The organism is Hominilimicola fabiformis (assembly GCF_020687385.1).
GTDB lineage: Bacteria > Bacillota > Clostridia > UBA1381 > UBA1381 > Hominilimicola > Hominilimicola fabiformis.
In genome coordinates, this window is sequence record NZ_JAJEQM010000016.1 from 26,869 (window position 1) to 52,818 (window position 25,950).

A 25,950-nucleotide genomic window follows, 5' to 3' on the forward strand; every position below is an offset into this window, starting at 1 on the left:
TTGAAAGGGAATCAAAATGAAATTTAAACATATTTCAGTATTGTTTGGGGAAAGTATTGACGCGCTGAATATTAAACCGAACGGTATATATGCAGACGGCACACTCGGCGGCGGCGGACATTCGCACGGTATTTTGTCAACAAACGATTCGTGCCGACTTATCGGTATAGACCAAGACAAAGAGGCTATTGCGGCGGCAAAGGAACGTCTTAAAGAATTTGACGGCAGAGTGACGTTCGTAAATCGCAATTTCAGCGAGATTAAGGATATTTTATCAGAACTTGATATTGATGAAATTGACGGTGCGGTACTTGATTTGGGCGTGAGTTCATATCAGCTCGATAATGCCGAAAGAGGTTTCAGCTATATGCACGATGCCGCTCTTGACATGAGAATGAATACGTCTTCGCCGAAATCGGCATATGACGTTGTAAATTCATATTCATGTGAGGAATTGATGCGTATTTTTTATGACTACGGCGAAGAAAAGTGGTCAAAGCGTATTGCGGAATTTATTTGTGAAAAACGTAAAACAAAGCCTGTTGAAACAACATTTGAACTTGTTGAAATCATAAAGGCGGCAATACCGAAAAAAGCCCGTATGGAAGGCGGACATCCTGCAAAGAGAGTGTTCCAGGCGATAAGAATTGAAGTCAATAACGAACTCGGAATATTGGAAAATGCTATTAAAGACTTTGTGTCAAGCATAAAATCTGGCGGGAGATTGGCGATTATAACGTTCCATTCACTTGAGGACAGAATTGTCAAAAAAACATTTCAGGATTTGGCAAGGGGTTGCACTTGTCCGAAAGAATTTCCGGTATGCGTATGCGGCAAGAAACCGGAAATTAAAATTATTTCAAGGAAACCGATTTTACCGTCGGAAGAAGAACTTGAATATAATTCACGTTCAAAAAGTGCAAAATTGAGAATTGCCGAAAAATTATAGGATAGGCTAAAGGATAATTAAGGGAGAGAATTATTGTGGAATACGGAAATTTGGCATATAAATTGCCGGAACAGTATGATGAACCGATAAAAAAGAGAAAACCACAAAAGAGAAAAGAGAAAACAGTTAATACCACAGCAGTCAGTAACAAGAGGAATCATGAACAAATGCAGTATAAGAGAACAATTTTTCGTGGAATATGCGTGACAGTGCTTTTGGCTGTATCAGCAGGATTTATGATTTCAAAATTCGTTGCTGTGAATGAAATGAACCAGCAGGTTGCGTCACTTAAAAGTCAGCTTACAACGCTTGAATCAGCAACAAGTCAGATGGTTTTTGATCTTGAACAGAGTGTTGACCTTACAAAAATTGAAAAAGAGGCAACAACAAGATTGGGTATGCAAAGACCTGAAAAGTATCAGACAATATATGTAAACGTAAAGCAAGAGGATATGACAGAGAAAACTGCCGGTGAAGTAGAGGGGTTTGGACACGGTATTGTGTCTGTATTGAAAAAGATTGGTGGTAATATTGTACAATTTTTCAGCATAAAATAAAAATGGACTTCTATAATTATAAAATTATGAAAAATGTACATTTATTAAAGTATTAAAAGGAATTGATAAATTAATGAAACCATCATTAAATGAAATTAAAAAGAAAACGATATTTATGGTGTGTATCGTTGCTGTACTGCTTGCGTTGCTTGTTTTGCGAGTGGCATATTGGCAGATAATAAGAGGTGACGAGCTTTCGAGCAAGGCAAAGGCACAACAGCAGGGCAGCAGTATTGTTACAGCGTCAAGAGGAGACATTTACGACCGTAACGGTAAGGTGCTTGCGGAAAGTGCAACGGTAAACACACTTATTTGCAATCCTAAGGATATTGAGGCGGACGGTGACAGTGAAGTAATCGCCGCAAGATTGGCTCCTGTTTTGAATATGGATCAAAACGAAATCCTTAAGATTATAACAAAAAATTCAAGATACCAAGTTATAAAAAAACGTCTTACGAACGAACAGACCGAGGCGGTAAAAAAATTAAGAGATTCAGATGTTGACGCAACGATTGCAAAAGCATTTAAAGGGGTATATTTTGAAAATGATTCAAAGAGATATTATCCGTTCAACGTTGCACCGCATATTTTGGGATTTACGGGATATGACAATAACGGTTTGCAGGGAATTGAACTTACTTTCGACGATGAGCTTATGGGGCGTAACGGAAGTATAGAAACTAATCAGTCGGCAAAGGGTACAACACTTAAAGACCAACAAAATGAGTATTTGAACAGTTCTCAAAACGGTGATGACGTTGTGCTTACGATTGATGAAACAATCCAGCATTTCCTTGAAAAGCACCTTGAAGAAGCGGTTACGGAAAACAAGCTTAAAGAGGGTGCGGCAGGTATTATTATGAACCCGAAAACGGGCGAAATACTTGCAATGGCAACTAAGCCTGATTTTGACGTAAATAATCCGTATGATATTGACCAGTTTGAAAAATATGCGATAGATTTGGGATATGATACATCAGATGACACAAGTGACGATCCCGATGCAACACCGAAACCGACAGAAGATCCGAATAATTTAAGTGACGAGGCCATTGCGAAAATAAGAAATAAAATGTGGAGAAACAAGGTTATTTCGGATACATATGAACCGGGCTCGACATTTAAGATTATTACTGCGGCGGCGGCTTTGGAAGAACACGTTGTAGACCTTAATTCAACATTCTATTGTCCGGGATTTAAGATTGTTGCCGACAGAAAAATCGGTTGTGCAAACAAGAGCGGTCACGGCGCTCAAACATTTGTAGAGGGTGTAAGAAACTCTTGTAACCCTGTATTTATGGAATTGGGCGAAAGACTTGGGTATGAGAAATTTATGGAATATTTCACTGCATTCGGTCTTACCGAAAAGACAAACGTCGAACTTGTCGGCGAGGCGTCAAGTATTTATTACCACAATAAAATGAGTGAAGTCGATATTGCGACAAGTTCATTCGGTCAAGGTTTCCAAATAACACCGATTCAGCTTGTAACAGCCGTTTCGGCGGTTATCAACGGCGGTGAAAGAATGAAACCGCAGATTGTAAAGGAAATCAGAAACTCAAACGGAATTTTGAAAACGTATGAGCCGGAGGTTATAAGCCGAGTTATTTCGGAAGAAACATCTCAGCAAATGAGAGAAATTCTTGAATCGGTTGTATCGTTGCCGACATCAACAGGTAAAAATGCGTATGTAAAAGGTTGCCGTATCGGAGGTAAAACAGGTACTTCGGAAAAAGGTAACCGTGACGAAGAAAAACGTATTGCGTCATTTATCGGTTTTGCTCCTGCAAACGATCCGGAAATAGTGTGTCTTATAATGCTTGACGAACCACAGGTTGATAACAAATACGGCGGTACAATAGCCGCACCTTTGGCAGGTGAAGTTATTGAAGATGTACTAAACTATCTCGGTGTTGAAAAGCAGTACACAGAAAATGAAGAACCTGACGTTAAGCAGGAAATACCTGACGTTAGAACAATGGATTTGACAGAGGCGAAGAAAGCCATTGTTGACAAAAAGTTGAATGTTCAAGTGAGAGGTGACGGTGATACGGTAGTTGACCAGCTTCCGAAACCGGGTACAATGCTTAACGAAGATTCAACGGTAATATTATATACAGAAGAAATTGACAAAACACATACGGTAACAGTACCTAATCTTAAAGGAATGTCCGTGGATAATGCGAAATATACTCTTGAAATGAGCGGACTGAACTTTGAGATTGTCGGTGCGGGACACAGTGAAGTGTCGAGTGCGTATGCGGTAAATCAGAGCATAGCGGCAGGCGAAGAGGTTACACCTGCGACAGTAATAGGCGTGGAATTCCGCCAAGTAACTTCAGACTAATAGGACAGGGGGAAATATCAAATGTTAGCAAGTGAATTATTAGGCAGTAAATGGCTTGATGAGCATGAAGATATAGATATAACCGGAATAGCGTACGATTCAAGAAACGTACTTCCGGGAAACATTTTTGTATGTATCAAAGGCTTTGAAACGGACGGACATAAATATGCAGAAATGGCAGTTAAAAACGGTGCGTCACTAATCGTTGCCGAAGATAAAATAGATGTAGATGTACCTGTTTGGTATGTTGAAAATTCGAGAGTTGAAATTGCGGAAATGGCTTGTAAGTATTACGGCAATCCGTCAAGCAAATTCAAACTTATCGGTATCACAGGCACAAACGGTAAGACTACAATAACATATTTAATAAAGAGTATAATCGAAACAGCCGGTATGAGAATCGGTGTTATCGGTACAAATCAAAATATTATCGGTGACAAGGTGCTTGTTACGCAAAGTACAACACCTACAACACCAAATGCACTTGAACTTCAACAGCTATTTGCGGAAATGGTTGACAGTGATGCGGAATGTGTTGTAATGGAAGTTTCGAGTCACGCACTTGAACTTGAAAGAGTACACGGTTGTCACTTTGACGTGGGTGTGTTCACAAATCTTACGCGTGACCATCTTGATTTCCATAAGACTATGGAAAATTACTTAAATGCAAAGGCTAAGCTGTTTAAAATCAGCGATAAGGGTGTTGTTAATTTTGACGACGACGGCGGTAAGAAGATTGTTGCAAACAATGACTGCGATATATTAAAAGTCGGTCTTTCGGACGGTTGCGACCTTAAAGCAAAAAATATTGAAATTTCATCATCGGGTGCTGATTTTGATGTTGAATATGACGGTAAGACATATCGTGTTCATATAGTAATTCCGGGCAAGTTCAGCGTGTATAATGCAATATGCGCCATGGGTGCGGCATTGCAGATGGGTATTGATATGGATACCATTATCAAAGGTCTTGAAAATGCAACAGGAGTTGTCGGACGTGTTGAGGTTGTTCCTACAAATACCGATTATACGGTTATAATCGACTATGCACATACACCGGACGGTCTTGAAAATATAATTAAAACCGTTAAAGATTTTGCAAAGGGTGAGGTTATAACATTGTTCGGCTGCGGCGGTGACAGAGATAATACGAAGCGACCGATTATGGGTGAAATCGCCGGAAAACTTTCGGATTACAGTATTATAACGTCAGACAATCCGCGTACGGAAGACCCTGTTTCTATTATAGAACAGATAGAAGTCGGAATGAAACGCACAGACGGGAAATATAAAGTAATAGTCGACAGACGAGAGGCTATCGCATATGCTCTTGACCACGCAAAGAAAGATGATGTAATCATTCTTGCGGGTAAGGGACAGGAAACATATCAAATAATTGGTAAAGAGAAACACGACTTTGACGAACGTGTTGTTGTATATAAACACCTTAATAAATAATTGAAAAGGGCGGCTGAAAAACTACCGCCCTTATTTTTGAGCATAGGACAAAAAGAGAGAAAGGATTTAATTTATTATGCAGGCAATGACGATTGAAGATGTATTAAAAGCAACTGGGGGAACACTTTTAAGCGGTGACATACACCAAACTTTTAACGATGTAATCAGTGATTCGAGAAAGGTTACGGCAGGTGTGCTTTTTGTGCCGCTTGTCGGTGAAAAGTTTGACGGTCACGAATTTATAAAGGCGGCTTTCGACCTTGGTGCTTCGGCTGTTTTGACACAGAGAGATACCGAGCTTTTAGTAGATAAGACAATCGTAAAGGTTGAAGATACATTAAAAGCATTCGGCGACATTGCAAAGTATTACAAGCAAAAGTATAATGTTCCGACTGTTTCCGTTACGGGCAGTGTGGGAAAAACTACTACTAAAGATATGCTTGCATCAGTCCTTTCACAGAAGTATAATACACTTAAGACAATGGGCAACTTCAATAATGAAATAGGTTTGCCTATTACGATTTTCGGACTTGAAAAAGAACATGAGGCGGCTGTTCTTGAAATGGGAATGAACCATTTCGGTGAAATAGAACATCTTGCTGATATAGGCAGACCTGATGTTGCGGTTATAACAAACATCGGTCAGTCGCATATTGAAAATCTCGGCTCACGCGAAGGCATTTTCAAGGCGAAAATGGAAATGACAAAGCTGTTTACAAAGGATAATACACTTATAGTAAACGGTGATGACGATTACCTTTCAAAAACAAAGGGTATGGGTGAATACAAGGTAGTATATTACGGTATAACAAATCCCGAAAATGATGTTTACGCAAAGGATATTGAAAATAACGGACTTAACGGAATTAAATTCACCGCAGTTGTTGACGGCGGCGAATATCCTATTGAAGTAAATATTCCGGGTAAACATAATGTGTACAATGCACTTGCGGCAATATGCGTAGGACGTGAATTTGATGTGCCTATGGATAAGATTGCAGAGGGAATACGCAGTTTTGAACTTACAAAAATGAGATTGGCTGTTGAAGAATATAACGGTATTACGATAATCAATGACTGTTATAATGCGTCACCGGATTCGATTAAAGCGGCACTCGGAGTGCTTGCGGATACAGATAAAAACAGAAAAGTCGCAATTTTGGGCGACGTGCTTGAAATGGGCGATTTTGCAAAAGACGCACATTACAATCTCGGTAAGGCTGTCAAGGAGAACGGAGTGGACTTGCTTATAACAGCCGGTGAAAATATGAAATATCTTGCACAAGGTGCAAAGGATAACGGTGTAGAAAATATAGTGTCATTTGATAAAACTCTTGAAGTGTGCAACTATGTCAAAGCTGAAATCAAGAGCGGTGACGCGGTGCTTATAAAGGCGTCAAGAGGAATGCACTTTGAAGAAGTATATAACACAATTAAAAATAAATAACGAGAGGAAAAGGATTAAAAAATGGAATTGATAAAAGAAATGTTAATGTCATCATTGCTTACACTTGTCGTTGCACTTGTTGTAACGCTTGTGTTCGGACCTGTGTTTATTCCATGGCTCAGAAAACTTAAATTCGGTCAGGAAATAAGAGAAGAAGGTCCGAAGTGGCACCAGAAAAAATCGGGTACACCGACAATGGGCGGTATTATGTTCATAGTTGCAATGGCGATTGCGATACTTGTAACAACAGTCATTTTTGCAATGAACGGTAATTTTAACACGACATACGCAAGATGTATTGTATTGTTTGTAATATCACTCGGTTTCGGTGTTATCGGTTTTGTGGACGATTACATTAAAGTAGTAAAAAAACGTAATCTCGGACTTACCGCACCGCAGAAATTCATAATGCAGGTTGTGCTTGCGGCAATTTATATTGCAGTGCTTTACTTCATAGGCGAGCTTGATACGGCGATTAAAATACCGTTTACAAGCATTGAATGGACAATGCCGATATGGCTTTACATACCGTTCGTAATGTTCGTTGTCGTAGGTGTTGTAAATGCTGTAAATCTTACAGACGGACTTGACGGTTTGGCAGCAAGTATAACGACAATAGTTGGAATATTCTTTATGCTTGTGTCATATATCGTATTTAAAGAGTATGGCGTGACTGTATTTTCAGCGGCATTAATTGGCGGTTTGATAGGATTTTTGTGGTATAATAAATATCCTGCAAAGGTGTTTATGGGTGATACAGGCTCACTTTTCTTGGGTGCGTCGGTTGCACTTATGGCGATTGACCTTAAAATGCCTATACATCTTATATTAATAGGTTTTGTATACTTTATGGAAACACTTTCTGTAATTATGCAGACTGCATATTTCAAATATACAAAGAAGAAATACGGTGAGGGAAGAAGAATATTCAAGATGAGCCCTATTCACCACCATTTTGAAATGTGCGGTTGGAAAGAAAAGAAAATCGTTGCGGTATTTACATTGGTAACGGTAATTACTTGTGCTGTTGCATATTTTGCAATTTAAGACGAATTAATCGGAAGGAGATTTAGATATGGCAGGGACTGCATATCCTAAAAGAGCTATAAAACAGAATAGACGAACAACTCGTGCTAAAATAGGAAAACCGGTTAAGCTTGCACGAATGGGAGAGATAGACTATACATTTTTGTTTATAGTAATATTGTTGCTTTCATTCGGTTTGGTAATGCTGCTCTCGGCGTCTGCACCTGCCGGAAATACTTTACATAACAATTCGTACTACTTCTTTAATAAACAATTCCTTTGTGCAATATTGGGACTTATCGGAATGTGGGTTATTTCAAGGATTGATTACAACAAATATAAAAATACCGTTCCGAAGTTTATGATTGTATGTACAATACTTTTGGTCTGCGTTCTTATACCGGGTTTGGGTGTAAAATTGAACGGTTCGAGAAGATGGCTTAATACTCCGTTTCTTCAGCTTCAACCGTCGGAATTTATGAAACCCGTTATAGCGATGTATTTTGCACGACTTGTCGATTCGGGAAAATATAATTTGAAACATCTTAAGGGTAATTTGCCGTATATAGGAGTTATGCTTATAGTTGTCGGACTGATGCTTATGGAAACACACCTTAGCGGTGCGATAGTTATTGCCGGTATCGGTGTAAGCGTTATGATTGCAGGCGGTACACCGATTAAACCCGTACTTATCGGAGCACTTATTCTTTTGCCAATCGGCTTAATCGGCGTCCGAGCACTCAGTGGTGTAAGATGGGCGCGAGTAACAAGTTTTATGAATCCGTTTGCGGATATTCGTGACGAAAGTTATCAGGTTGTGCAAGGTCTTTATGCGATTGGCTCGGGCGGTATTTTCGGACTTGGCTTGGGACAGAGTGTACAGAAATATTCGTATTTACCTGAACCGTATAATGACTTTATATTCGCGATTGTTTGTGAGGAACTTGGTCTTATCGGTGCGGCTGTTGTAATTTTGCTTTTTGCGGCGCTTATTATAAGAGCAATAAGAATTGCTATGAATGCACCCGATACATACGGCTCACTTGTTGCGGTGGGTATTGCGGCTCAGCTTGCTATTCAGACGATACTTAATATCGCCGTTGCAACATCGAGCGTACCGAATACAGGTGTGGCATTGCCGTTTTTCAGTTACGGCGGTACGGCGATAATAACGCTTTTATGTGAAATGGGAGTATTGCTTAATATATCAAGACATTCCGTAAAAGATTAATGTGGAGGAAGATTTATGAGAGTATTATTTGCGGGCGGAGGAACAGGCGGACATATTAATCCGGCTATTTCAATCGCCGATTATGCAGCTAAACAGGATAAGGATTTTAAGGCTTTGTTTGTCGGTACAAAATCGGGACTTGAAACAAAACTTGTACCGAAAGCAGGATATGATATTGAATATATCGAAATACAAGGTTTTGACAGAAAGCATATTTTCAGAAATTTTGAAACGGTAAAAAAACTTATTTCCGCAAGAAGAAAGTGCAATAAGATTATAAAGGAATTTAAACCCGATTGTATCGTTTGTACGGGCGGATATGTAAGCGGCCCTGTTGCTATGGCATCAAAGAAAATGAAAGTGCCGTCGCTTATACATGAGCAAAATGTGTATCCGGGTATGACGGTAAAAGGCAGTGCAAATTATGTTACATATCTTGCACTCAGCTTTGAAGAAACAATTAATCATATGCAGCATAAGGAAAAATGTGTTGTAACAGGTAATCCGATCAGAAGTGAAATACTTCATTCCGATTATAAAAAGTCAAGAGAAAAGCTCGGTATAAAAAAGCCGTTTGTGCTTATTTTCGGCGGCAGTTTGGGTGCGGACAGAATTAATGATACGGTAATCGGTATGCTTGACAGAATATCAAAGGACAATAAAATCGAATTGCTGTTCGGAACCGGTGACAGAAATTACGATAAAATAATGAATAAAATTAAGGAGAGCGGAATAACTCTTTCGGATAACATAAAGATTGTGTCATATATTGACAATATGGCGGAGTGTATGGCGGCGGCAGACGTTGTTGTATCAAGAGCAGGTGCGATAACCGTAAGCGAAATTGCTGCACTCGGTAAACCGTCAATACTTATTCCGTCACCGAATGTTGTGCGTAATCACCAAGAGCAGAATGCAAGAGAATTTGAAAATAAGAATGCGGCAGAATTAATTTTAGAAAAAGATTTGACGTCTGACGCATTATACGATAAAATAATGTCTATGGTAAGCGATAAGGACAGATTGAAAGAGATGTCGGAAAATTTGAAACCGCTTGCCAAAGTAGACGCACTTGAAAAAATATATGAGCTTATGATAAAAATGGCAAAAGGAGATAGAAAATGAAAATCACGACAGTAAAAGGTACAAATGATTATCTTCCTGAAGAAGTCAGACTTAGAGATTATCTTCAAAATCAAATTTTAAATACATATCAGGATGCCGGCTTTGAACGTATTATGACGCCTGCAGTTGAAGATATTGAAAATCTTGATAAGAGTGACGGCGGTGATAATCTTAATTTGATATTTAAAATTTTAAAGCGTGGAGATAAGCTAAAGAAAGCAATGGACAGCGGTGATACAAATAAGCTTTGTGATATGGGACTTAGATATGACCTTACACTTCCGCTTTCAAGATATTATGCAAATAATCGTGAACAACTTGTTCTTCCTGCAAAGTGTATACAGATTGATAAGGTGTACAGAGCGGAAAGACCGCAAAAGGGCAGACTTCGTGAGTTTGTGCAGTGTGATATTGATATAATCGGCTCATCTTCTATAAGCTCTGAAATCGAGCTTATTCATACAACAGCAAAAGCACTTTTGTCACTTGATATAAAGGACTTTACCGTAAAAATTAATGACAGAAGAATTTTAAGAGCATTGCTTAAAGGTGTAGGCTTTGAAGAAAGTCAGCTTGACAGCGTGTGTATTACATTTGATAAAATGGATAAAATCGGTGCTGAGGGCGTTATCGGTGAGCTTACCGATAAAGGTTTTGACGGCGGTGCTATCGCAAAATTCGGTGAAGTCATCGCAAAACCACTTACTGTTGAAAGCGTAAAAGATGTTTGCGGTGAAGAATCTGCCGAAAGTATTGAAACAATAATTAATGCCGTTGAAAAACTTTCGGACGGTGCGTATAAGATTAAGTTCGATATTTCGCTTGTAAGAGGTCAGGGATATTATACAGGTACTGTTTTTGAAATCGTAAGCGATAAGTTTAAAGGCTCTATTGCCGGCGGCGGTCGTTACGATAACTTAATCGGTAAATTTACGGGTGAAAATATTCCTGCGGTAGGTTTTTCAATAGGTTTTGAAAGAATTTTCTCACTTCTTACAGAGGCAGGATATACAATTCCCGATACTAAAAAGAGAATTGCTTTACTTCACGATAAAGCAGACGTTGTAAATGCAATAGAAGAGGCAGAAAAACTGCGTAAGGATTATGATGTTGTAATCTATGAAAAGCCAAAGAAATTGTCTAAATTCCTTGATAAAATTCAGGCAAAGGGTTACTTTGGTTTCTGCTTCCTTGGAGAAGAAATAAGAGAATTGAAGAAATAAGAATTAAAGCAAGCTATACAACAAAATAGCTTGCTTTTGTTGCTTGAGAATGTGAGGTTGTGAAAATATGAATTTGGGATTTTATATGCCTACAAAGGTTATTGTGGGAAAGGATTGTGTCAGAGAAAACAGTGACGTTTTCAAAATAGGAAAGAAAGCACTTATCGTTACAGGCAAAAATTCCGCAAAATTAAGCGGCGCACTTGACGATGTCAAATATGCGCTTGAAAAGAATAATATTGAATATGTAATATTCGATAAGGTTATGAGTAATCCGACAGTTGAGTGTGTGTATGACGGTGCGGAAACGGCGATGGAGGAAGAAGTTGATTTTGTCATTGCCATAGGCGGCGGCTCGCCGATGGACTCGGCAAAGGCTATTGCATTGCTGGCAGTATCGGACATTGAAAGAAAGAATTTGTTTGACGGCAACATAGGCAATAAGGCACTTCCTATGATACATATTCCGACAACTGCCGGAACCGGTTCGGAGGTTACACCGTATGCGATTTTGACAAACCACGAAAAACAGACAAAAAAGAGTATTGCGTCACCATGCCTTTTCCCAACATACGCATTGCTTGACGCAAAATACACAAAAAATCTCGGACTTGCCACTACGGTCAATACCGCAATAGATTCACTTTCACATTCGGTTGAAGGAATGATGTCAAAGAGGGCGAATATAATGGCTGATGTAATAGCTAAAGAGGCTGTTAAAATTATTGCGTCAACATTTGATGATTTAATTAGCGGTGAACTTACGGAAGACGACAGAGAAAAACTGCTTTATGCGTCAATGCTTGGAGGTGTTGTCATATCGCAAACAAAAACAACGGCGGTACACGCAATGGGATATTCGCTTACATATTTCAAAAATATCGACCACGGCAGAGCAAACGGATTGTTGCTCGGTGAGTTTACAAAGTATATTGAAAGAAATGATAAGGACAGAGTTAAGGAAATATTGTCTTGTATGAATTTAGACAGTGCAGAAGAATTTAAAAATATTCTTGCGAAAATTTTGGGTGATAAAGAAAAGTTTGAAAAAGAAGAACTTGAATTGTATGCAGAAATTGCTCAAAATGCAGGCGGTACACTAAACAGTATGTTCGTTCCGTCAAAAGATGAAATACTTCAAATATATGTTGAGTCATTGATGTAAAAAAACGGCGGTCTTTGACCGCTGTTTTTTTTATGTGTGGAATGTTAAAGGGCGGCCAATGACCGCCCGTACGAATAAGAATGGCAGATAACCGCTTATGTTAAACAATCGCTTATGTTAAACAATATTGTATGTAGGGGCGACCATTGGTCGCCCCTTTTTTTTAGATATTAAGGCAGTAGGGGACGGCACCACTACGACCCGAGAAGCCACCCCCACAGTCGGCGTTGCCGACAGCTCCCCACAAGGGGAGCCAAAAAGCCTCTCCTTGAAGAGAGGCGTCACGAAGTGACGGGGTGGCAAAAATCAATCACCAGTCAAAAAATCTTTCGGCGATTTACCGGTAAGTTTTTTAAACGCTTTATAAAACGTGGAATAATCATTAAACCCACATTCATAGCAAAGCCCCATAATATCCGCACCTTCGGAAAGCATTTGTTTCGCCTTAGTGATTTTTCTTGTATTCATAAATTCCTTTATTGTAATACCAGTCTGTTTTTTAAATGTATGGCACATATAATACTTATTAATAAAAAATTTCTCTGCTAAAAAATCCAGTGTTATATCTGCGGAAATATTATCGGTAAGGTAATCTATTATATCGTCAATACGGTTATTATTTGTCGGTTTTATCGGCAAAACGGTGTTGTCAAGTGCATGATTTACCGCGACAAGAAACTGTAAAAAATACGATTTTATCATAGCGTCACTTTCGGGTACTCTGTTTAAAATGTAATGTTCAACATTTTTGAAATAATCGTAAAGTCCGAAAGACTGAACAATGTCTGACGGTATTCTGTTATTTTCGCCAATAGGTGAAGAATTTATTTTATCAAACAAATCAAATTCGGTGATAAAGTCGGGATGTATCTGCATAAAAATACGTTCATACGGCTTTTCTGACTGAAAGAAAATCGTATGAAGTTCTCCTGGTCTTGTAAGCAAAATATCGCCGGGGTGAATTTTATATAGATTATCCTCGACTATGTACGTTGCATCACCCGATATAAAATACAGAAATTCATAATATTTATGAAGGTGCAAGTTAAGCTCCGGAGGCTTTGAACGGAAATAACTGTAAAGATATTCTTTCTGTTTATATGAAATTGCATCCATAAAATACACCTCCTACACAATTATTATAGCATAAAAGGACAATATTTGCAATATTTTGGACAACAAATGCAATGGAATAAATTTAATTATTGTGTTATTATATAACCGTAAAATAAATCTCTCTCTCAGACAATCGTATTCTTATATAGATACGGTTGTTTTTTTTATAATAAAATATGTCGAAAAATATTTACTTGATACATTTTTTGTGATAGAATATTTATACCGATAATTTATAAAAAGGTTGAGGCAGTTGTAATGTTGAAAAAATATTTTGAGGACGATAGCTATAATATAATGCCGTGTGGTGTTGTTGCGTTTCAAAATGACAGTACGCTTAAAATTATTTCGGCGAATGATTACTATTATTCGACTTATGCGAACGGAAATTTTGAAAGTCTTAATATTTGTGAAGAAGACAAAAATATTATAGCTGATTTGAAAGATAAAAATGAAGTGGTATACAAATGTATTGTTTCGGACGGATCGATACGTTATATTTGTATGCATTTGACTAAATATAATGAAAATGATATTCTTGGTATTCTTATGGACGTTACGGAACAGCATACGAATCTTGTCAGGATGAAAGATGAGAGAAGATGTTTTACGTTTGCTCTTAAAAGTTCAAAAAATATTGTTTTTGAACATAACGTAGCGGACGATAATATGACTTTATATATTCCGGTGAAAGGTCAAACCGAACTGAAAAAACTGTCTATCCCCAATAATACAGAAGATGCTGTTTATGAGCTTACGGATAAAAGAGATTACGGTTATCTTAAAGAAAACATATACAATGAAAAAGTAGAAAATATAAGTGTCAGAATGAAGTTGCCGGGCAATAAGAATTATGAATGGCACCGCATTTTCAGAAATTTTGAACATGATGAAAAGGGTAATCTTAAAAGAATTTTCGGAACAATAACGAATATCGAGGATGAAAAACATCATGAAAAAGAATTAAAAGAAAAAATCGAGATTGATCCGGTACTTCATGTCTATAACAGAAATGCAGGCGTCGAGAGGATTAATGAGTATATAAAATCCAATCCCGAAAGCAGAGATTACGCACTGTTTGTTATTGATATTGACGATTTTAAAAATATAAATGACACATACGGACATTTATACGGTGATACCGTTATTGCCATGGTTGCGGAAATGCTGAACAAGGCAACCGATGACGACGCTATTGTCGGAAGATACGGCGGTGATGAATTTTTCGTGTTTTTGAAAAGTAGCAGAATAGCAGAGAATGCCGACAGAGTTGTTGACAATGTATGTAAGATTAATATTTCAGAAGATAAGAGAATAACGTGCAGTGTCGGAGTGGCAGACGGCAGAATATTTGAAGAAGTGCCTAATTATAAAGCGTTGTTCTCAAAAGCAGATAAGGCGCTGTACAGTACAAAAAAGAATGGCAAGGCTCACTGGGAGATATACAATGAAAATATTGTGTACGACAATTCAAGCCATGCGATTGATTATGAAGTTGAGGACGCCGAAAACAGTACGGAATTATTTAAGACACGCGATATGATGAAAGTGTTCCTTGAACTTTCTTCAAGTGCGAAAAACAGCGATGACGCAATGTATAAGATTATTCGGTATGTGGCTGAAAAGTTCGATATTGACTGGTTTCAGATAATGAAGGTCAATACCAAGGAAGATTTAATCACAATAAGCTATGAATGGTGCAGTGATCCAAAATTTCAGAATAATGCGGGAAAAAGAGGATATTATGCTCATTCTGACATTGAGCATTTCAAAGAATTCTTTGAAAAATATCCTGTATTTATTCTTTCAAATGAAAAAATAAACGGATTTTCGTTAAAGTTTCAACGTGAATTTGAAAAGAATAAAAAGAACGGTGAAGTGGTCTATAATGCAAATATTACAACAGGAGATTCGTTCTTTATGTTTGTTTGTACGAGATTCGGATATGAAAATCCTTGGCAGATAGAAGAATGCGTTGAATTGAATATGGCGACGAAGCTTATGACGATGTACATTTCTCAAAGCGATAAGGAAACGGAAAATGAGAAAAAGCTTAGAAAAATAATTGATTATGACCGCAAAACAAGTTGTTATACTATTGCAAAGTTTTATGAACAGATAGGCAGACTGAGAAAATTTGCAGAGGAAAAAGACGAACAGGTTGCTCTGTTACATACCGATTTTTCGGGAATGCTTGATTTCAACGAACGGTTCGGTCAGATTGAGGGAGATAAGGTTTTTACAGAGTTTGTAAACTGTATTTTGCCAAGTGATAATGATTATAATATTATAACTCACATTGACGGTGCGGATATTTTTTTCAGTGCGTTCAGATTTAAAAATTTAGAAAGCTTTGATAAGATAGATGCGTTAAATAAACAATTCAGTAAAATGATTAATGAAAAATATCCCGGCGCGCATATTATTGTTAAAACAGGAATTTATGTGCTTAAAACAAATGAAGTTGTGGGAGTGGGGCTGGATAAGGCTTTGAAAGCTAAAAAGACTGTGAAAAATCCTACGGAATCATTTTGCATTGTCTATGACAAAGATAAACATGAAAATAGCCGTTGCTAATTGCAACAGCTATTTTTTTATTGGGTTTTCAATTTGTATAATCGGTCATAACTGTATTCATCAACAAGCTCGTAATTATTGTTGATTATATTCATAAACTGCTTACTGTTTACAATGTCGATATTGTGTATAACTACCCACTTAGGTTGTTTTTCAAGCATCATTTGATTAATTTGACGACCGAACTCGGGATACATTTCCGACCACCATTCCTGAAGAATAAATATCTTAAAGCAAGGCATAATGTCGGCTTGCAAAAGCCAGGTTGCCGAAATGTCGTAGCAGTATACGCTGTCTTTGTCTTCATCGGGAATTTGCGAGCTAAGCTGTTTTGCACTGTAATAAATATCCGAATATACGTCGCTTGTTTTGGCAGGGTGACTTTGCAAATACAACTTCTTTGAGTAATGCACTATATTTGACTCTGATTGAACAAAGTAATTTGCCAACGGAAATGCCATTATTACGCAAAGTATTACTGCAAGAATGTTTATTTTATTTGATGTAATATAGAAGAATACAGCGCAATAAATCGGTATTAAAGGTATAAGCGTTGTGTAATAATGCGTGTAACTGAAACCGAGTAATATAGGTATCAGTGCGAATATGGATATTGTTGTGATAAATGACGCAACCTTTGGACCAAGTCGTTTTGCGAAAAATGACGATATAAATATCATCATCAAGACAGGTGCAACCCATCGCAGAAGCAGTAATATGGCTGATGATGTCTTTTCTGACGAGCCTTCCGACGCGTATAGAAAGTTGAATACGAAAGTAGAAAACAACATATCCGACAGCGTCCCTTTAATAAGGAAGAAAAGGCATACAGGCACTGCCACTATCAATACACCGACTATAAAATACAGTATATTTTTAAATATTTCTTTGATATGCTCGTTTATAAAGTCGGTCATAATCGTAACGAATACAATACCGCAGATAATCAGTCCGTTGTTTACGCGGATAAATGCACAAATTCCAAAACATATTCCGTAAATAACCATATTTTTGTGAGGGTGAGGTGCTTTTGGGTGCTTTGTGATGAATTTTAATGCGGTGTAAATCGCTATCATACAGTAGAGAATACAGTATTCTTCCGTTAAGTTGCCGTCACTGATTGTCGCACCGAATGCGAGAATGGTGATTATAACACAAATTACCGAGCGTATCGGTTTTGTGAAAAAACGTGCCGTTTTGTACATAAATATCGAAGATATTGAAAGGGATATACATTGTAGTATGAATACGCCTACTTTTGATTTTGTCAGGAAATATCCCAATGCATTTATGTAAAACAAAATCGGACCTTTGTGGTCAAAATAATCTCTGTATGCATCCTTGCCGAGCGTTATCGCTTTTCCGAAGAATATGAAAATGCTTGAATCACCGTCGCATAAGTCCTTGTATAGCGGACTTGTGGACGCAGACAGAAGTAACAGAAATGCTATGCAGAATAATGTTAAAAATGCATAGATTATTAGATTTTTGCGTGTTTTTTTACTTTTTAAACTCACTGATATTTTTGTACCGATTTTTTTCGGATTGAGTTTTTCTTGTATATTGTCTTTTGTATTTTGTAAGAATTGCTTAAATTCAATTTTGTTCATTATATGCTCCTGTGTTTTGTGTATTGTTTATAATACTATTATAAACAATATGATTATATTTGTAAAGCGAATTTACAGTTGAAAAAAATAAAAATGTGATATAATAAAATTATGGTGTTATATATTATGGGGGTGTTGTGACATGAAATGGATTAAAACTTAGAAAGCATAGCAATAACAAAAACAAGCGGAAAATGCCCGTATTGCGGGAGTGATAATACCGATTATACTTTTGTGGGAAATCTCGGAGAGTATGGATACGGTGAAATTTGGTGTTGTGATTGTAAATCGGCATATCATTTGTCAAGGGTGCAAATTACAAAAGAGTATAATTTGAATAAAGAAATTCCTAAAAATATCATATATAGATAAATATACAATAAAAAGAATAACCGGTCTCCTAACAGAGCAGGGTTCACTATAAAAACCCCGCTATCTAAAGGTTCTTTTAAAATAAGTATACAGAATTTATTGTAATACTAATATAAACCATATAAATACTTGATATTCAAGCATTTATACGGTTTATACGTTTTGGCGGAGTATCAAATTCCTTCTATAAAACAGAGAATACTGCCATAGGTTTGGCTGTATGACTTTAAAATTGATAAAATGATTTATTTTAGTATTCCGCCGACGATACTGCCAACTAAACTGTCAGAACCTGAATTTGCAGTTGTTTGTTCAGGACCGTTTGATGATGGATTAACTGTACCGTTCATGGTTGGAGCAACAAGAACTTTACCTGTACCACGATAGACATTTACTACACCTTCACCTGAAAGAGTAGAGCCGACTATGGACTTGCTTGCATTTTCTGTTGTAAATTGCAATGATGATGACCATGCTATTGCCATATTACCGTCTATTTTTAAGACATCATTATCTAATTCAAATTCAACTAATTCTTCTCTCGGAACAGGTGATTCAAGCACACAAAAACCGTTACCCGAAAGTGTAAGGTTGAAAATACCTTCTCCTGATAATAATGCTGTGGCAACATCACTTCTTTTATTAATTGACTCTTGTATATTACCTTCACAAGCAAGGAATAAGCCGTCATCTAATACAATACCTTTTCCCCAAGAAGCAACATCTTCAATAAGAAGGAAATTATAAGTCGGCTCTAACATAACACAACCTGTACCTGTGTAAAGCGGTTTAACGGCTGATTCACCTGTTACGGCACCTTTTACCAATTTACCGAAAAAGTCTTTAGCACCTGATACACCTGAATCCATTTCAACATCGCCTGTTATCCATTGCATTGCTCCTGCTTGTAATTTGACTGTACTATTATCAAGTTTACACAGTACTTGACGTTTCTTTACATTCATCTGCTCCATAAAATAAGAATTCATTGCAGTATTGCTATCAACGCTTAAATCATGTTGATGTTCATAAATTGAGAATACACCGCCTTCAGCAATGCACTTTACATTGGAATTGTCAAAGAAATTATTAATTTTTATCATAAGTTACATCTCCTAATTATATTTTTTATAGTGTGCCGGTTTTAAAATAGGCTGTCTAATTCGTCAAATGCATCATTTAAAGCATTTTCTGCCGCTCTTAATGGGTCTATGTAGAATATCATAAAACAGCTGATTAATAGTATAACAGGGAATAGTGCTATAATAATTGCAAATATATCATTTGAAAGCAATGTTTCTTTGTGAGTATTGCATACAGTGTTTTTTGTGTAGTTTATTAGTGCAGATACAGAATGTCTGTTTTCTTTATCAATAGATAAGAAAGAGATTACAACAGCAAATAAATACAGAATTAACCCCAATAAACCGCTTGTTGTAATCATTACGATAACAGCAATTATTGCAATGATAAAAGTTATTATACCTCTTGTTTTTGATGGTTTATCCATTTAGAAATACCTCCTTTATTTCTTTTTCGTACTTTCTTTGATTATTCGTCTGACTGATTTTTCGGAATAATCATATTTTTTCGCTAATGTTTTGACATTAGTACCGTCATACTCTTTAATTATCATCTCCTTTACACATTGTGTATCAAAAAATCGCACAGGGAAGTTTACCTGTGTACCTTTGAACATTTGATGAATGGTTAAAGCTGTTTCAATTCCAAGCTGTTCACTGATTTCTCTGTACACCTTGTGGAATAAATTTTTGTCGTATTCGCTCATTTCCATCACCCCATGAGTGTATTGTAGCACACCTTTCGGAACGGTACAAATCTCAATGTCATTGACTTTTTCTGTATGTTTGTCCATTTTTACCTCCATAAGTATAAGATAGCTATCAAGGTAAGAATATATATTTATATAACGAGTAAATTCAGATAGGGTAGTATAGATTAATATAAATTAAAATAATATAAAATTAAGTTGTAAAAAAATAGTGAACTGTTGCGTAAAAAATAATACAAAAAAACACTACAAACCTCATGGTTTATAGTGTTTCCGTGTCCCAACGTTGTGGGAATTGTTGGCGGAGAAGGAGGGATTTGAACCCTCGCGCCAGTTTCCCGACCTACACCCTTAGCAGGGGCGCCTCTTCGGCCTCTTGAGTACTTCTCCATAAAAGAAAAGCATACAACAAGTTAAAATTGCTGCCGTTCTAAATAGCAATTAGCTTTGTATGCAGTACAAAATATAAAATTTTAAATGGAGGAGAGAGTGGGATTCGAACCCACGGACGGCGGAACCGTCACCGGTTTTCAAGACCGGCTCTTTCAACCACTCAGACATCTCTCCAGATGTTTGTTCATCAGCTCAACTGACAAAAATTATTATAGCAGAACATATACCTTTTGTCAACACTTTTTTTGAAAAAAATTAAACTTTTTTTAGTGAACTTTCAAAACCATAGGTTTTAAGCCGTTTTCATAACAAAAAACTGTCGATTTTTTTAATCGACAGTCAAAAATTACGCATTTTTATGAAAAACTTTTTTATAAAAAATCATACTGACACTGCAAGTTATAATTTCTGTAACCGGAAAAGTGAGCCATACATAATTAAGTCCTGCGAACGAAAATACCCAGGCAAGAGGAACAAGAAGTACAACTTGTCTTAGCACTGTTATAAAAATACTTTCCTTACCTTTTCCGATAGCCTGAAACAAAATAGGGAATGTAAGCGAGAGTGCGGCGGGTACGAAGCTTGCTCCGATTATTCGGAAAGCCACATTACCTATATTCAAAACTTCTGTATCATTTGAGAATATTCCAATTGACTGTTTTGGCAAAAGCACAAATATCGCCACGCCTAAAAGCATAAATGCGGCAGATACGGCAACAGTTTCCCAAAACACGCGTTTACATCTGTCTTTTCTGTTTATCGCATAATTAAAGCTCAATACAGGCACTATGCAGACGCCGAGAGCATTAAGCGGAATAAAGAAGAAACTTTGAAGTTTATAATAAATACCGAGCACGGTTACGGATGCATCAGAGAATGACGCAAGAAGTACGTTCAGTCCGAGAATATATACAGTCCACAATGCTTGCATAATAATATTCGGCAGTCCTGCTGCATATATTTGTTTTACATACGGCAAAAATATATTTAATTTCGGCGGCTTATAAAATCCTTTAATACCTGTTATGGCGGCGGCGAGCGACTGACCTATGACAGTTGCAATAGCCGCACCTGCAACACCCATCGGTTTAATTCCGAACATTCCGAAAATTAAAATAGGGTCGAGTACAATATTTGTCAATGCACCGACAATCTGAGCAATCATAGGTGTTTTCATATCTCCTTGTGACTGCAAAATCTTTGTCCAAGTGCTTTCAAGGAATATTCCCAAGCTGAAAATTCCGATTATTTTACCGTATGTAATAGTATACTCATGTACAATTTCAGATTCTGCCGAGATTAAGGCATACGGTTTTATGATGAAAAATGAAATTAAAGCGAATATGAACCAGCTCACAACAGCCATAACAGTTCCTATTCCGGCGGTGTTAATCGCTTTGGAAGTTCGCTTTTGACCGTAAAACCGTGCCATAACGGTATTGACGCCGACACCTGTTCCGACTGCAACGGCACATATCAAAAGTTGCATAGGGTATATTACAGAAAGTGCCGTCAGTGCGTATCCTGAGAATTTACCGATGAAAAAACTGTCTACTATATTATATAAAGATTGAATAAGCTGTGCCAGCATAACGGGCGGCGCAAGCTTAAATAAAATTTTCATTGTTTTTTCGGTACCGAAATACTGATTATCCGAAGGTGCTTTACTCATACATATGCTCCTTTGTATATTTTTTGCATATCAAGTATAGCACCTTTCAAAGTGAATTGCAATAAAAAAGCACCGAACAAAGTTTAATTTATTCAGTGCTTTTTTATTTCAAATGAAATCTTCGATAACATCTCTTAAATGATGTAATGAAAGTTCGTTTTCATTACAAACATTCACAAATTTTTCGGCGTCATCCTTACATGGAAAAACATCTGAAACAAAAGTTATTAGTTCGTGAGCCTGTGTATTATAAGCACCTATCCCATAGGTGATGTATTCTCCCATACATAAATCACACATTTTTTCTTCAATCACTCCGTAGTTTACCATTTTATACTTCTCCTTTTATCCTTTTGTATGATGAAATTATAGCATAAATAACCGTAGAAATATGAATTTATTGAAAATGAAGGTGTTTACGATGAATTTGACAAAAAATACATATTTGTGGTATAATTATGATAGAATAATTCCTTGTGAGGTGAACACAAAAAGTGGATATTGCAGTTTGTGATGACAATCTAAGTGATAGGGAAATAATCCGTCAGCAACTAAGTATCTATTTCTCAGATAGATTTATTGAATACAATATTGATAGCTATGAAAACGGCGTTAATTTAATTTATTCGATAGAAGATGGGGAGTATTATGATATAATATTTCTTGATATGTATATGGACAAGTTAAACGGAATACAAGTTGCGGAAAAGCTTAGAAATATGAATTATAAAGGTAAGATTATATTTCTTACCGCAACGTCAAAATATGCGGTTGAAAGTTATGACGTTGAGGCGAGCGGCTATTTGGTTAAGCCGCACGATATAGATAAAATCAGCATGGTACTTGACAGAGTGCTGAGCAATTATGAAAATGTGCATACATACCAAATAAAAAAACGCAATTCCGTAATTCAAGTGTTGTACAGTGAGATTGAATATATTGAGAGCAGTAATTCAAAATGTATTCTTCATCGCACAGACGGAAACAAGTACACAATATATAAGAAACTTAATGATATTGAGGAAGAAATAAATCATAGAGCATTTTTGAGATGTCATCAGAGTTATCTTGTTAATATGAACAAGATAGAGAGTGTTGAGAATGATTTTACAATGAAATCGGGCGATGTTGTGCCGATAAGAACTCGAAATTTGAATGAAATAAAAAAAGAATACTATAATTATATTGAATACAGAGGTAATATTGCAGGAACAACCAAGAGACTGAAAGTTTTTTATGATAAAGTCGGAGGTGATTTTGAAGTAGTCAAAAGAAGACTCATTGATGAAAAATATGTTGTCCGCTTTGTACAGTGTTTCAAAAACGATACCGCTTTTAATGAATTGAAAAAGGCTTTGAATGAAGAATTGTATGAAAAAGCGTATCTTTGTGCGCATACTCTGAAAGGCTCGTCAGTAAGTCTTGATTTCGGAAAACTTTATAAGGCAAGTTCGGCTCTTACGGAAACTCTTTATAACATTAATCATAATGGAGAAGATTGTGATAAAATTTTGATTGATAAGCAATTTGGGGAAGTTGCAAAAGAATATAAAAATGTTATTAATAGTATGCAAATAATAGAAGAAGACTGACATTGTATTAAAATCTCGTTTAATGAACTCAATATATTTCTGCATAAATATAGTTCTAAGAGGCTATATTTTGTTTTTGTACAAAAAAATATCCGAACCAAAGTTCGGATATTACAACTTGTGGTACGCGATCAGGGGCTCGAACCCTGGACACCCTGATTAAGAGTGGAACCAGATGTGTTTTATTTATTTTTATAGTGATTTATTTAAGACCTTTTAATCATGTAAAAATGGCATTACATAGCCATTTATTCATGTTTATACTGTATAAAAAGGGATTTTTGAAAAATACATAAATCATCTAAAAAATCCAAAGTGTTAGAAAAATGTTAGAAAGAAAAAATGTAGTCTGCTGACAATTCTAACTAGAAAATCTAAACGGTTTCTAGTTGGTAAATTAAATAAAGGTACACATATTTTTAACAATAAATATAATTCGATTTTTTAGAATATAAATTAAAATCATATAATTAAATAATACTTATTAAAGAGACTTGATTTTCAAAACTTTGAATTTCAAGTCTTTTTATTTGCAAAAATTTAAAAAGGAGGACTGACTATGCTGTGGAAAGGGACATAGAAGTAATTTTACACAGACAAACATCTAATCAAAAAAAGTAACAGAAGGGAGGAACTAATATGGATTTTGAACAGGAATTTGAAGTGATACCCGTAACAAGGGTAAAGATAACTGATACTGAGGCATATTCAAAGCATCCGTTCAGAGTGGTGCATAATAAAGCGCTTGAAATGCTTGCGGAGGATATAAAGGAGCATGGTCTGTTAAATCCAATTCTTGTGCGTGTATTAGGTTTTGGCGGCAGGTATGAAATTCTAAGCGGTCACAGACGAATGGAAGCGTTGAAGCTTAATGGTGAAACAGAGGCAGATGTACGCATTATTAAGTGTACTGACATAGAAGCGGCAAATATCGTTATAAAGTCTAATCTTCTGCAAAGGGATAAGATATTACCGTCAGAACGCGCAAAAGTATATATGCTTCGTAACGAATGTCTGAAAAAGGAGAAAGGCAATTTGTCCACCGGGTGGACAAAGCTGGATGAAAATACGCAGAAAGCATTGGCTAAAGAATTTGACGTGTCCAAAAGCAATATATATGAGTATATTCGTCTAAACTATTTAATTGATGATTTACTCATTTTAGTGGACAGCGGAAAAATAAAAATTAAAATATCGGTCGCTTTATCATATTTTTCAAAGGAATGTCAAAGTATAATACATCAATATTTCTTTGTAGATAAAAAAGATATATTAAATAGCGAATATGTCAAGAAAATAAAGAAGTACAGAAATAATCTTACTATTGAAATTCTGGAAAAGATAACTGCAGAACTTGGCGAACCGAAACAGAAGTCCGAAAGATATGTTGATGCCTTTGTAAAGAAGTATGTTGGTAAGTTCCATAGTGAACAGGAAATGGCGGACGTGCTTGAAAAACTGCTCATAGGTTATCTTAAAGACAATAAGCTGCTTGATAAGAAAGGCGGTGGATAATGAATACACTATGCTTCTGGTCAGGAGGAAAAGATTCGACTGCCTCAATAATTCTCGCTCATATACATCATTTGCCGATTACGGAAATAGTTTTTTGCGAGGTTATGTTTGATAAAAGCAGGAATATATCGGGTGAAATACCTGAACATATTGATTTTATCAGAAATATCGCAATACCGATATTTGAAGAATGGGGGTATAAGATAAAAATACTTCATGCCGATTGTGACTATATGGATTTATTTTTTCATACCGTTACAAGGTCAAAGACAGAAGAAAACAACGGTAAACACAGCGGTTGGCTTATCGGCGGCAGATGTGCAGGGAATGACCGATTAAAGATGAAGCCTATAAGACAGTATCGTAAAAGTATTGAGGGTGAGTATATAGAGTATGTGGGAATAGCGGCAGACGAGCCTAAACGCTTGGAACGTCTGACAGATAACAAACGGTCTTTACTGTATGAATACCACTGTACTGAGGAAATGGCTTATGAATTATGTAAGAATTACGGACTGTTATCGCCGATATATAGCTTTACGCGGCGCAATGGGTGTTGGTTTTGTCCTAATCAATCATATAATGAGCTTGCACATTTGAAGTTTTTGCATCCCGAATTATGGGAGGAGCTGAAAGTATTATCGTGTGTGCCTGATTTGGTATCGCGCGGGTTCAGGTATGGTGTACCATTTGACGAGGTGGAGGAAAGAATAGATAAAATAATAACGGAAAATTGGGGGCTTTTACATACATAGCCCTTGTTTTTTTTGTACTCAAAATTAA

At 36.6% G+C, this 25,950-nt stretch carries 21 protein-coding genes and 2 tRNA genes; 14 read left to right on the top strand and 9 right to left on the bottom strand.

What is annotated here, in order from left to right; genetic code table 11:
• Positions 1-16 precede the first annotated feature (16 nt).
• The 10 genes from rsmH to LKE05_RS11160 all read left to right on the top strand — a co-directional run bounded on the left by rsmH (position 17) and on the right by LKE05_RS11160 (position 12,528).
• The gene (rsmH, locus tag LKE05_RS11115) at positions 17-949 is read left to right on the top strand and encodes a 16S rRNA (cytosine(1402)-N(4))-methyltransferase RsmH (protein ID WP_308456910.1); all 933 of its coding nucleotides are present in this window, start codon (positions 17-19) and stop codon (positions 947-949) included.
• 35 nt (positions 950-984) lie between these two features.
• The gene (locus LKE05_RS11120) at positions 985-1,506 is read left to right on the top strand and encodes a hypothetical protein (RefSeq protein ID WP_308456911.1); all 522 of its coding nucleotides are present in this window, start codon (positions 985-987) and stop codon (positions 1,504-1,506) included.
• Positions 1,507-1,579: 73 nt separating this feature from the next.
• Complete coding sequence (locus LKE05_RS11125; protein ID WP_308456912.1) at positions 1,580-3,853, top strand: penicillin-binding transpeptidase domain-containing protein; 2,274 nt, start codon at positions 1,580-1,582, stop codon at positions 3,851-3,853.
• 21 nt (positions 3,854-3,874) lie between these two features.
• Positions 3,875-5,311, top strand: a complete 1,437-nt coding sequence (locus LKE05_RS11130) for a UDP-N-acetylmuramoyl-L-alanyl-D-glutamate--2,6-diaminopimelate ligase (protein ID WP_308456913.1) — start codon at positions 3,875-3,877, stop codon at positions 5,309-5,311.
• 76 nt (positions 5,312-5,387) lie between these two features.
• Positions 5,388-6,758, top strand: coding sequence for a UDP-N-acetylmuramoyl-tripeptide--D-alanyl-D-alanine ligase (locus LKE05_RS11135; RefSeq protein ID WP_308456914.1), 1,371 nt, complete (start codon positions 5,388-5,390; stop codon positions 6,756-6,758).
• A 21-nt stretch (positions 6,759-6,779) separates the two neighbouring features.
• Positions 6,780-7,805, top strand: coding sequence for a phospho-N-acetylmuramoyl-pentapeptide-transferase (gene mraY, locus LKE05_RS11140; protein WP_308456915.1), 1,026 nt, complete (start codon positions 6,780-6,782; stop codon positions 7,803-7,805).
• A gap of 28 nt (positions 7,806-7,833) precedes the next feature.
• On the top strand, positions 7,834-9,015 hold the full coding sequence (gene ftsW / locus LKE05_RS11145) for a putative lipid II flippase FtsW (protein ID WP_118446067.1): 1,182 nt from the start codon (positions 7,834-7,836) through the stop codon (positions 9,013-9,015).
• A gap of 15 nt (positions 9,016-9,030) precedes the next feature.
• The gene (murG, locus tag LKE05_RS11150) at positions 9,031-10,140 is read left to right on the top strand and encodes an undecaprenyldiphospho-muramoylpentapeptide beta-N-acetylglucosaminyltransferase (protein WP_308456916.1); all 1,110 of its coding nucleotides are present in this window, start codon (positions 9,031-9,033) and stop codon (positions 10,138-10,140) included.
• Positions 10,137-11,363, top strand: a complete 1,227-nt coding sequence (hisS, locus tag LKE05_RS11155) for a histidine--tRNA ligase (RefSeq protein WP_308456917.1) — start codon at positions 10,137-10,139, stop codon at positions 11,361-11,363. The genes murG and hisS overlap by 4 nt, the downstream gene beginning before the upstream one ends.
• Positions 11,364-11,430: 67 nt before the next feature.
• Entirely contained in the window at positions 11,431-12,528 is a 1,098-nt protein-coding gene (locus LKE05_RS11160; RefSeq protein ID WP_308456918.1) for an iron-containing alcohol dehydrogenase family protein, read from the top strand.
• Positions 12,529-12,834: 306 nt separating this feature from the next.
• On the opposite strand, the gene LKE05_RS11165 is transcribed toward LKE05_RS11160, so the two are convergent.
• Positions 12,835-13,644: a helix-turn-helix domain-containing protein gene (locus LKE05_RS11165; protein WP_308456919.1), complete on the bottom strand. Its 810-nt coding sequence runs from the start codon at positions 13,642-13,644 to the stop codon at positions 12,835-12,837.
• Between the two features lie 258 nt (positions 13,645-13,902).
• Here LKE05_RS11165 and LKE05_RS11170 point away from each other — a divergent pair, with 258 nt between their 5' ends.
• Positions 13,903-16,221 carry a GGDEF domain-containing protein gene (locus LKE05_RS11170; protein ID WP_308456920.1) on the top strand — a complete coding sequence of 773 codons (2,319 nt, stop codon included), beginning with the start codon at positions 13,903-13,905 and terminating at the stop codon, positions 16,219-16,221.
• A gap of 17 nt (positions 16,222-16,238) precedes the next feature.
• Here the strand turns inward: LKE05_RS11170 and LKE05_RS11175 are convergent, their stop codons facing one another.
• The 8 genes from LKE05_RS11175 to LKE05_RS11210 form a co-directional block, all read right to left on the bottom strand.
• Entirely contained in the window at positions 16,239-17,831 is a 1,593-nt protein-coding gene (locus LKE05_RS11175) for a glycosyltransferase family 39 protein (protein WP_308456921.1), read from the bottom strand.
• Between the two features lie 617 nt (positions 17,832-18,448).
• Positions 18,449-19,306 (bottom strand): AIM24 family protein, encoded by an 858-nt coding sequence (locus LKE05_RS11180; RefSeq protein ID WP_308456922.1) that lies wholly within the window; start codon positions 19,304-19,306, stop codon positions 18,449-18,451.
• Between the two features lie 41 nt (positions 19,307-19,347).
• Positions 19,348-19,713 (bottom strand): hypothetical protein, encoded by a 366-nt coding sequence (locus LKE05_RS11185; protein ID WP_118446843.1) that lies wholly within the window; start codon positions 19,711-19,713, stop codon positions 19,348-19,350.
• A 15-nt stretch (positions 19,714-19,728) separates the two neighbouring features.
• Positions 19,729-20,079 (bottom strand): Mor transcription activator family protein, encoded by a 351-nt coding sequence (locus LKE05_RS11190; protein WP_308456923.1) that lies wholly within the window; start codon positions 20,077-20,079, stop codon positions 19,729-19,731.
• Between the two features lie 215 nt (positions 20,080-20,294).
• A tRNA-Ser gene (locus tag LKE05_RS11195) sits at positions 20,295-20,385 on the bottom strand.
• An 88-nt stretch (positions 20,386-20,473) separates the two neighbouring features.
• Positions 20,474-20,562 (bottom strand) — tRNA-Ser (locus tag LKE05_RS11200).
• Between the two features lie 172 nt (positions 20,563-20,734).
• Positions 20,735-22,060 carry an MATE family efflux transporter gene (locus LKE05_RS11205; RefSeq protein ID WP_147514943.1) on the bottom strand — a complete coding sequence of 442 codons (1,326 nt, stop codon included), beginning with the start codon at positions 22,058-22,060 and terminating at the stop codon, positions 20,735-20,737.
• 108 nt (positions 22,061-22,168) lie between these two features.
• On the bottom strand, positions 22,169-22,390 hold the full coding sequence (locus LKE05_RS11210; protein ID WP_118446914.1) for a DUF6514 family protein: 222 nt from the start codon (positions 22,388-22,390) through the stop codon (positions 22,169-22,171).
• 164 nt (positions 22,391-22,554) lie between these two features.
• Here LKE05_RS11210 and LKE05_RS11215 point away from each other — a divergent pair, with 164 nt between their 5' ends.
• From LKE05_RS11215 to LKE05_RS11225, 3 genes are all read left to right on the top strand, one after another.
• Positions 22,555-23,652, top strand: a complete 1,098-nt coding sequence (locus LKE05_RS11215; protein WP_308456924.1) for a LytTR family transcriptional regulator DNA-binding domain-containing protein — start codon at positions 22,555-22,557, stop codon at positions 23,650-23,652.
• Between the two features lie 639 nt (positions 23,653-24,291).
• A complete protein-coding gene (locus LKE05_RS11220; protein ID WP_308456925.1) occupies positions 24,292-25,167 on the top strand; it encodes a ParB/RepB/Spo0J family partition protein in 876 nt (291 codons plus the stop codon).
• The gene (locus tag LKE05_RS11225; protein ID WP_022230059.1) at positions 25,167-25,922 is read left to right on the top strand and encodes an adenine nucleotide alpha hydrolase family protein; all 756 of its coding nucleotides are present in this window, start codon (positions 25,167-25,169) and stop codon (positions 25,920-25,922) included. The genes LKE05_RS11220 and LKE05_RS11225 overlap by 1 nt, the downstream gene beginning before the upstream one ends.
• The last annotated feature ends 28 nt before the right edge of the window (positions 25,923-25,950 follow it).

Excerpts from the sequence above, each read along its gene's own strand:
- LKE05_RS11170 (WP_308456920.1), top strand. The coding sequence starts at position 13,903 with ATGTTGAAAAAATATTTTGAGGACGATAGCTATAATATAATGCCGTGT.
- LKE05_RS11125 (WP_308456912.1), top strand. The coding sequence starts at position 1,580 with ATGAAACCATCATTAAATGAAATTAAAAAGAAAACGATATTTATGGTG.
- mraY (WP_308456915.1), top strand. The coding sequence starts at position 6,780 with ATGGAATTGATAAAAGAAATGTTAATGTCATCATTGCTTACACTTGTC.
- LKE05_RS11135 (WP_308456914.1), top strand. The coding sequence starts at position 5,388 with ATGCAGGCAATGACGATTGAAGATGTATTAAAAGCAACTGGGGGAACA.
- rsmH (WP_308456910.1), top strand. The coding sequence starts at position 17 with ATGAAATTTAAACATATTTCAGTATTGTTTGGGGAAAGTATTGACGCG.
- LKE05_RS11220 (WP_308456925.1), top strand. The coding sequence starts at position 24,292 with ATGGATTTTGAACAGGAATTTGAAGTGATACCCGTAACAAGGGTAAAG.
- LKE05_RS11190 (WP_308456923.1), bottom strand. The coding sequence starts at position 20,079 with ATGGACAAACATACAGAAAAAGTCAATGACATTGAGATTTGTACCGTT.
- LKE05_RS11205 (WP_147514943.1), bottom strand. The coding sequence starts at position 22,060 with ATGAGTAAAGCACCTTCGGATAATCAGTATTTCGGTACCGAAAAAACA.
- LKE05_RS11130 (WP_308456913.1), top strand. The coding sequence starts at position 3,875 with ATGTTAGCAAGTGAATTATTAGGCAGTAAATGGCTTGATGAGCATGAA.
- LKE05_RS11210 (WP_118446914.1), bottom strand. The coding sequence starts at position 22,390 with ATGGTAAACTACGGAGTGATTGAAGAAAAAATGTGTGATTTATGTATG.
- hisS (WP_308456917.1), top strand. The coding sequence starts at position 10,137 with ATGAAAATCACGACAGTAAAAGGTACAAATGATTATCTTCCTGAAGAA.
- LKE05_RS11160 (WP_308456918.1), top strand. The coding sequence starts at position 11,431 with ATGAATTTGGGATTTTATATGCCTACAAAGGTTATTGTGGGAAAGGAT.
- LKE05_RS11185 (WP_118446843.1), bottom strand. The coding sequence starts at position 19,713 with ATGGATAAACCATCAAAAACAAGAGGTATAATAACTTTTATCATTGCA.
- LKE05_RS11180 (WP_308456922.1), bottom strand. The coding sequence starts at position 19,306 with ATGATAAAAATTAATAATTTCTTTGACAATTCCAATGTAAAGTGCATT.
- ftsW (WP_118446067.1), top strand. The coding sequence starts at position 7,834 with ATGGCAGGGACTGCATATCCTAAAAGAGCTATAAAACAGAATAGACGA.
- LKE05_RS11175 (WP_308456921.1), bottom strand. The coding sequence starts at position 17,831 with ATGAACAAAATTGAATTTAAGCAATTCTTACAAAATACAAAAGACAAT.
- LKE05_RS11165 (WP_308456919.1), bottom strand. The coding sequence starts at position 13,644 with ATGGATGCAATTTCATATAAACAGAAAGAATATCTTTACAGTTATTTC.
- murG (WP_308456916.1), top strand. The coding sequence starts at position 9,031 with ATGAGAGTATTATTTGCGGGCGGAGGAACAGGCGGACATATTAATCCG.
- LKE05_RS11225 (WP_022230059.1), top strand. The coding sequence starts at position 25,167 with ATGAATACACTATGCTTCTGGTCAGGAGGAAAAGATTCGACTGCCTCA.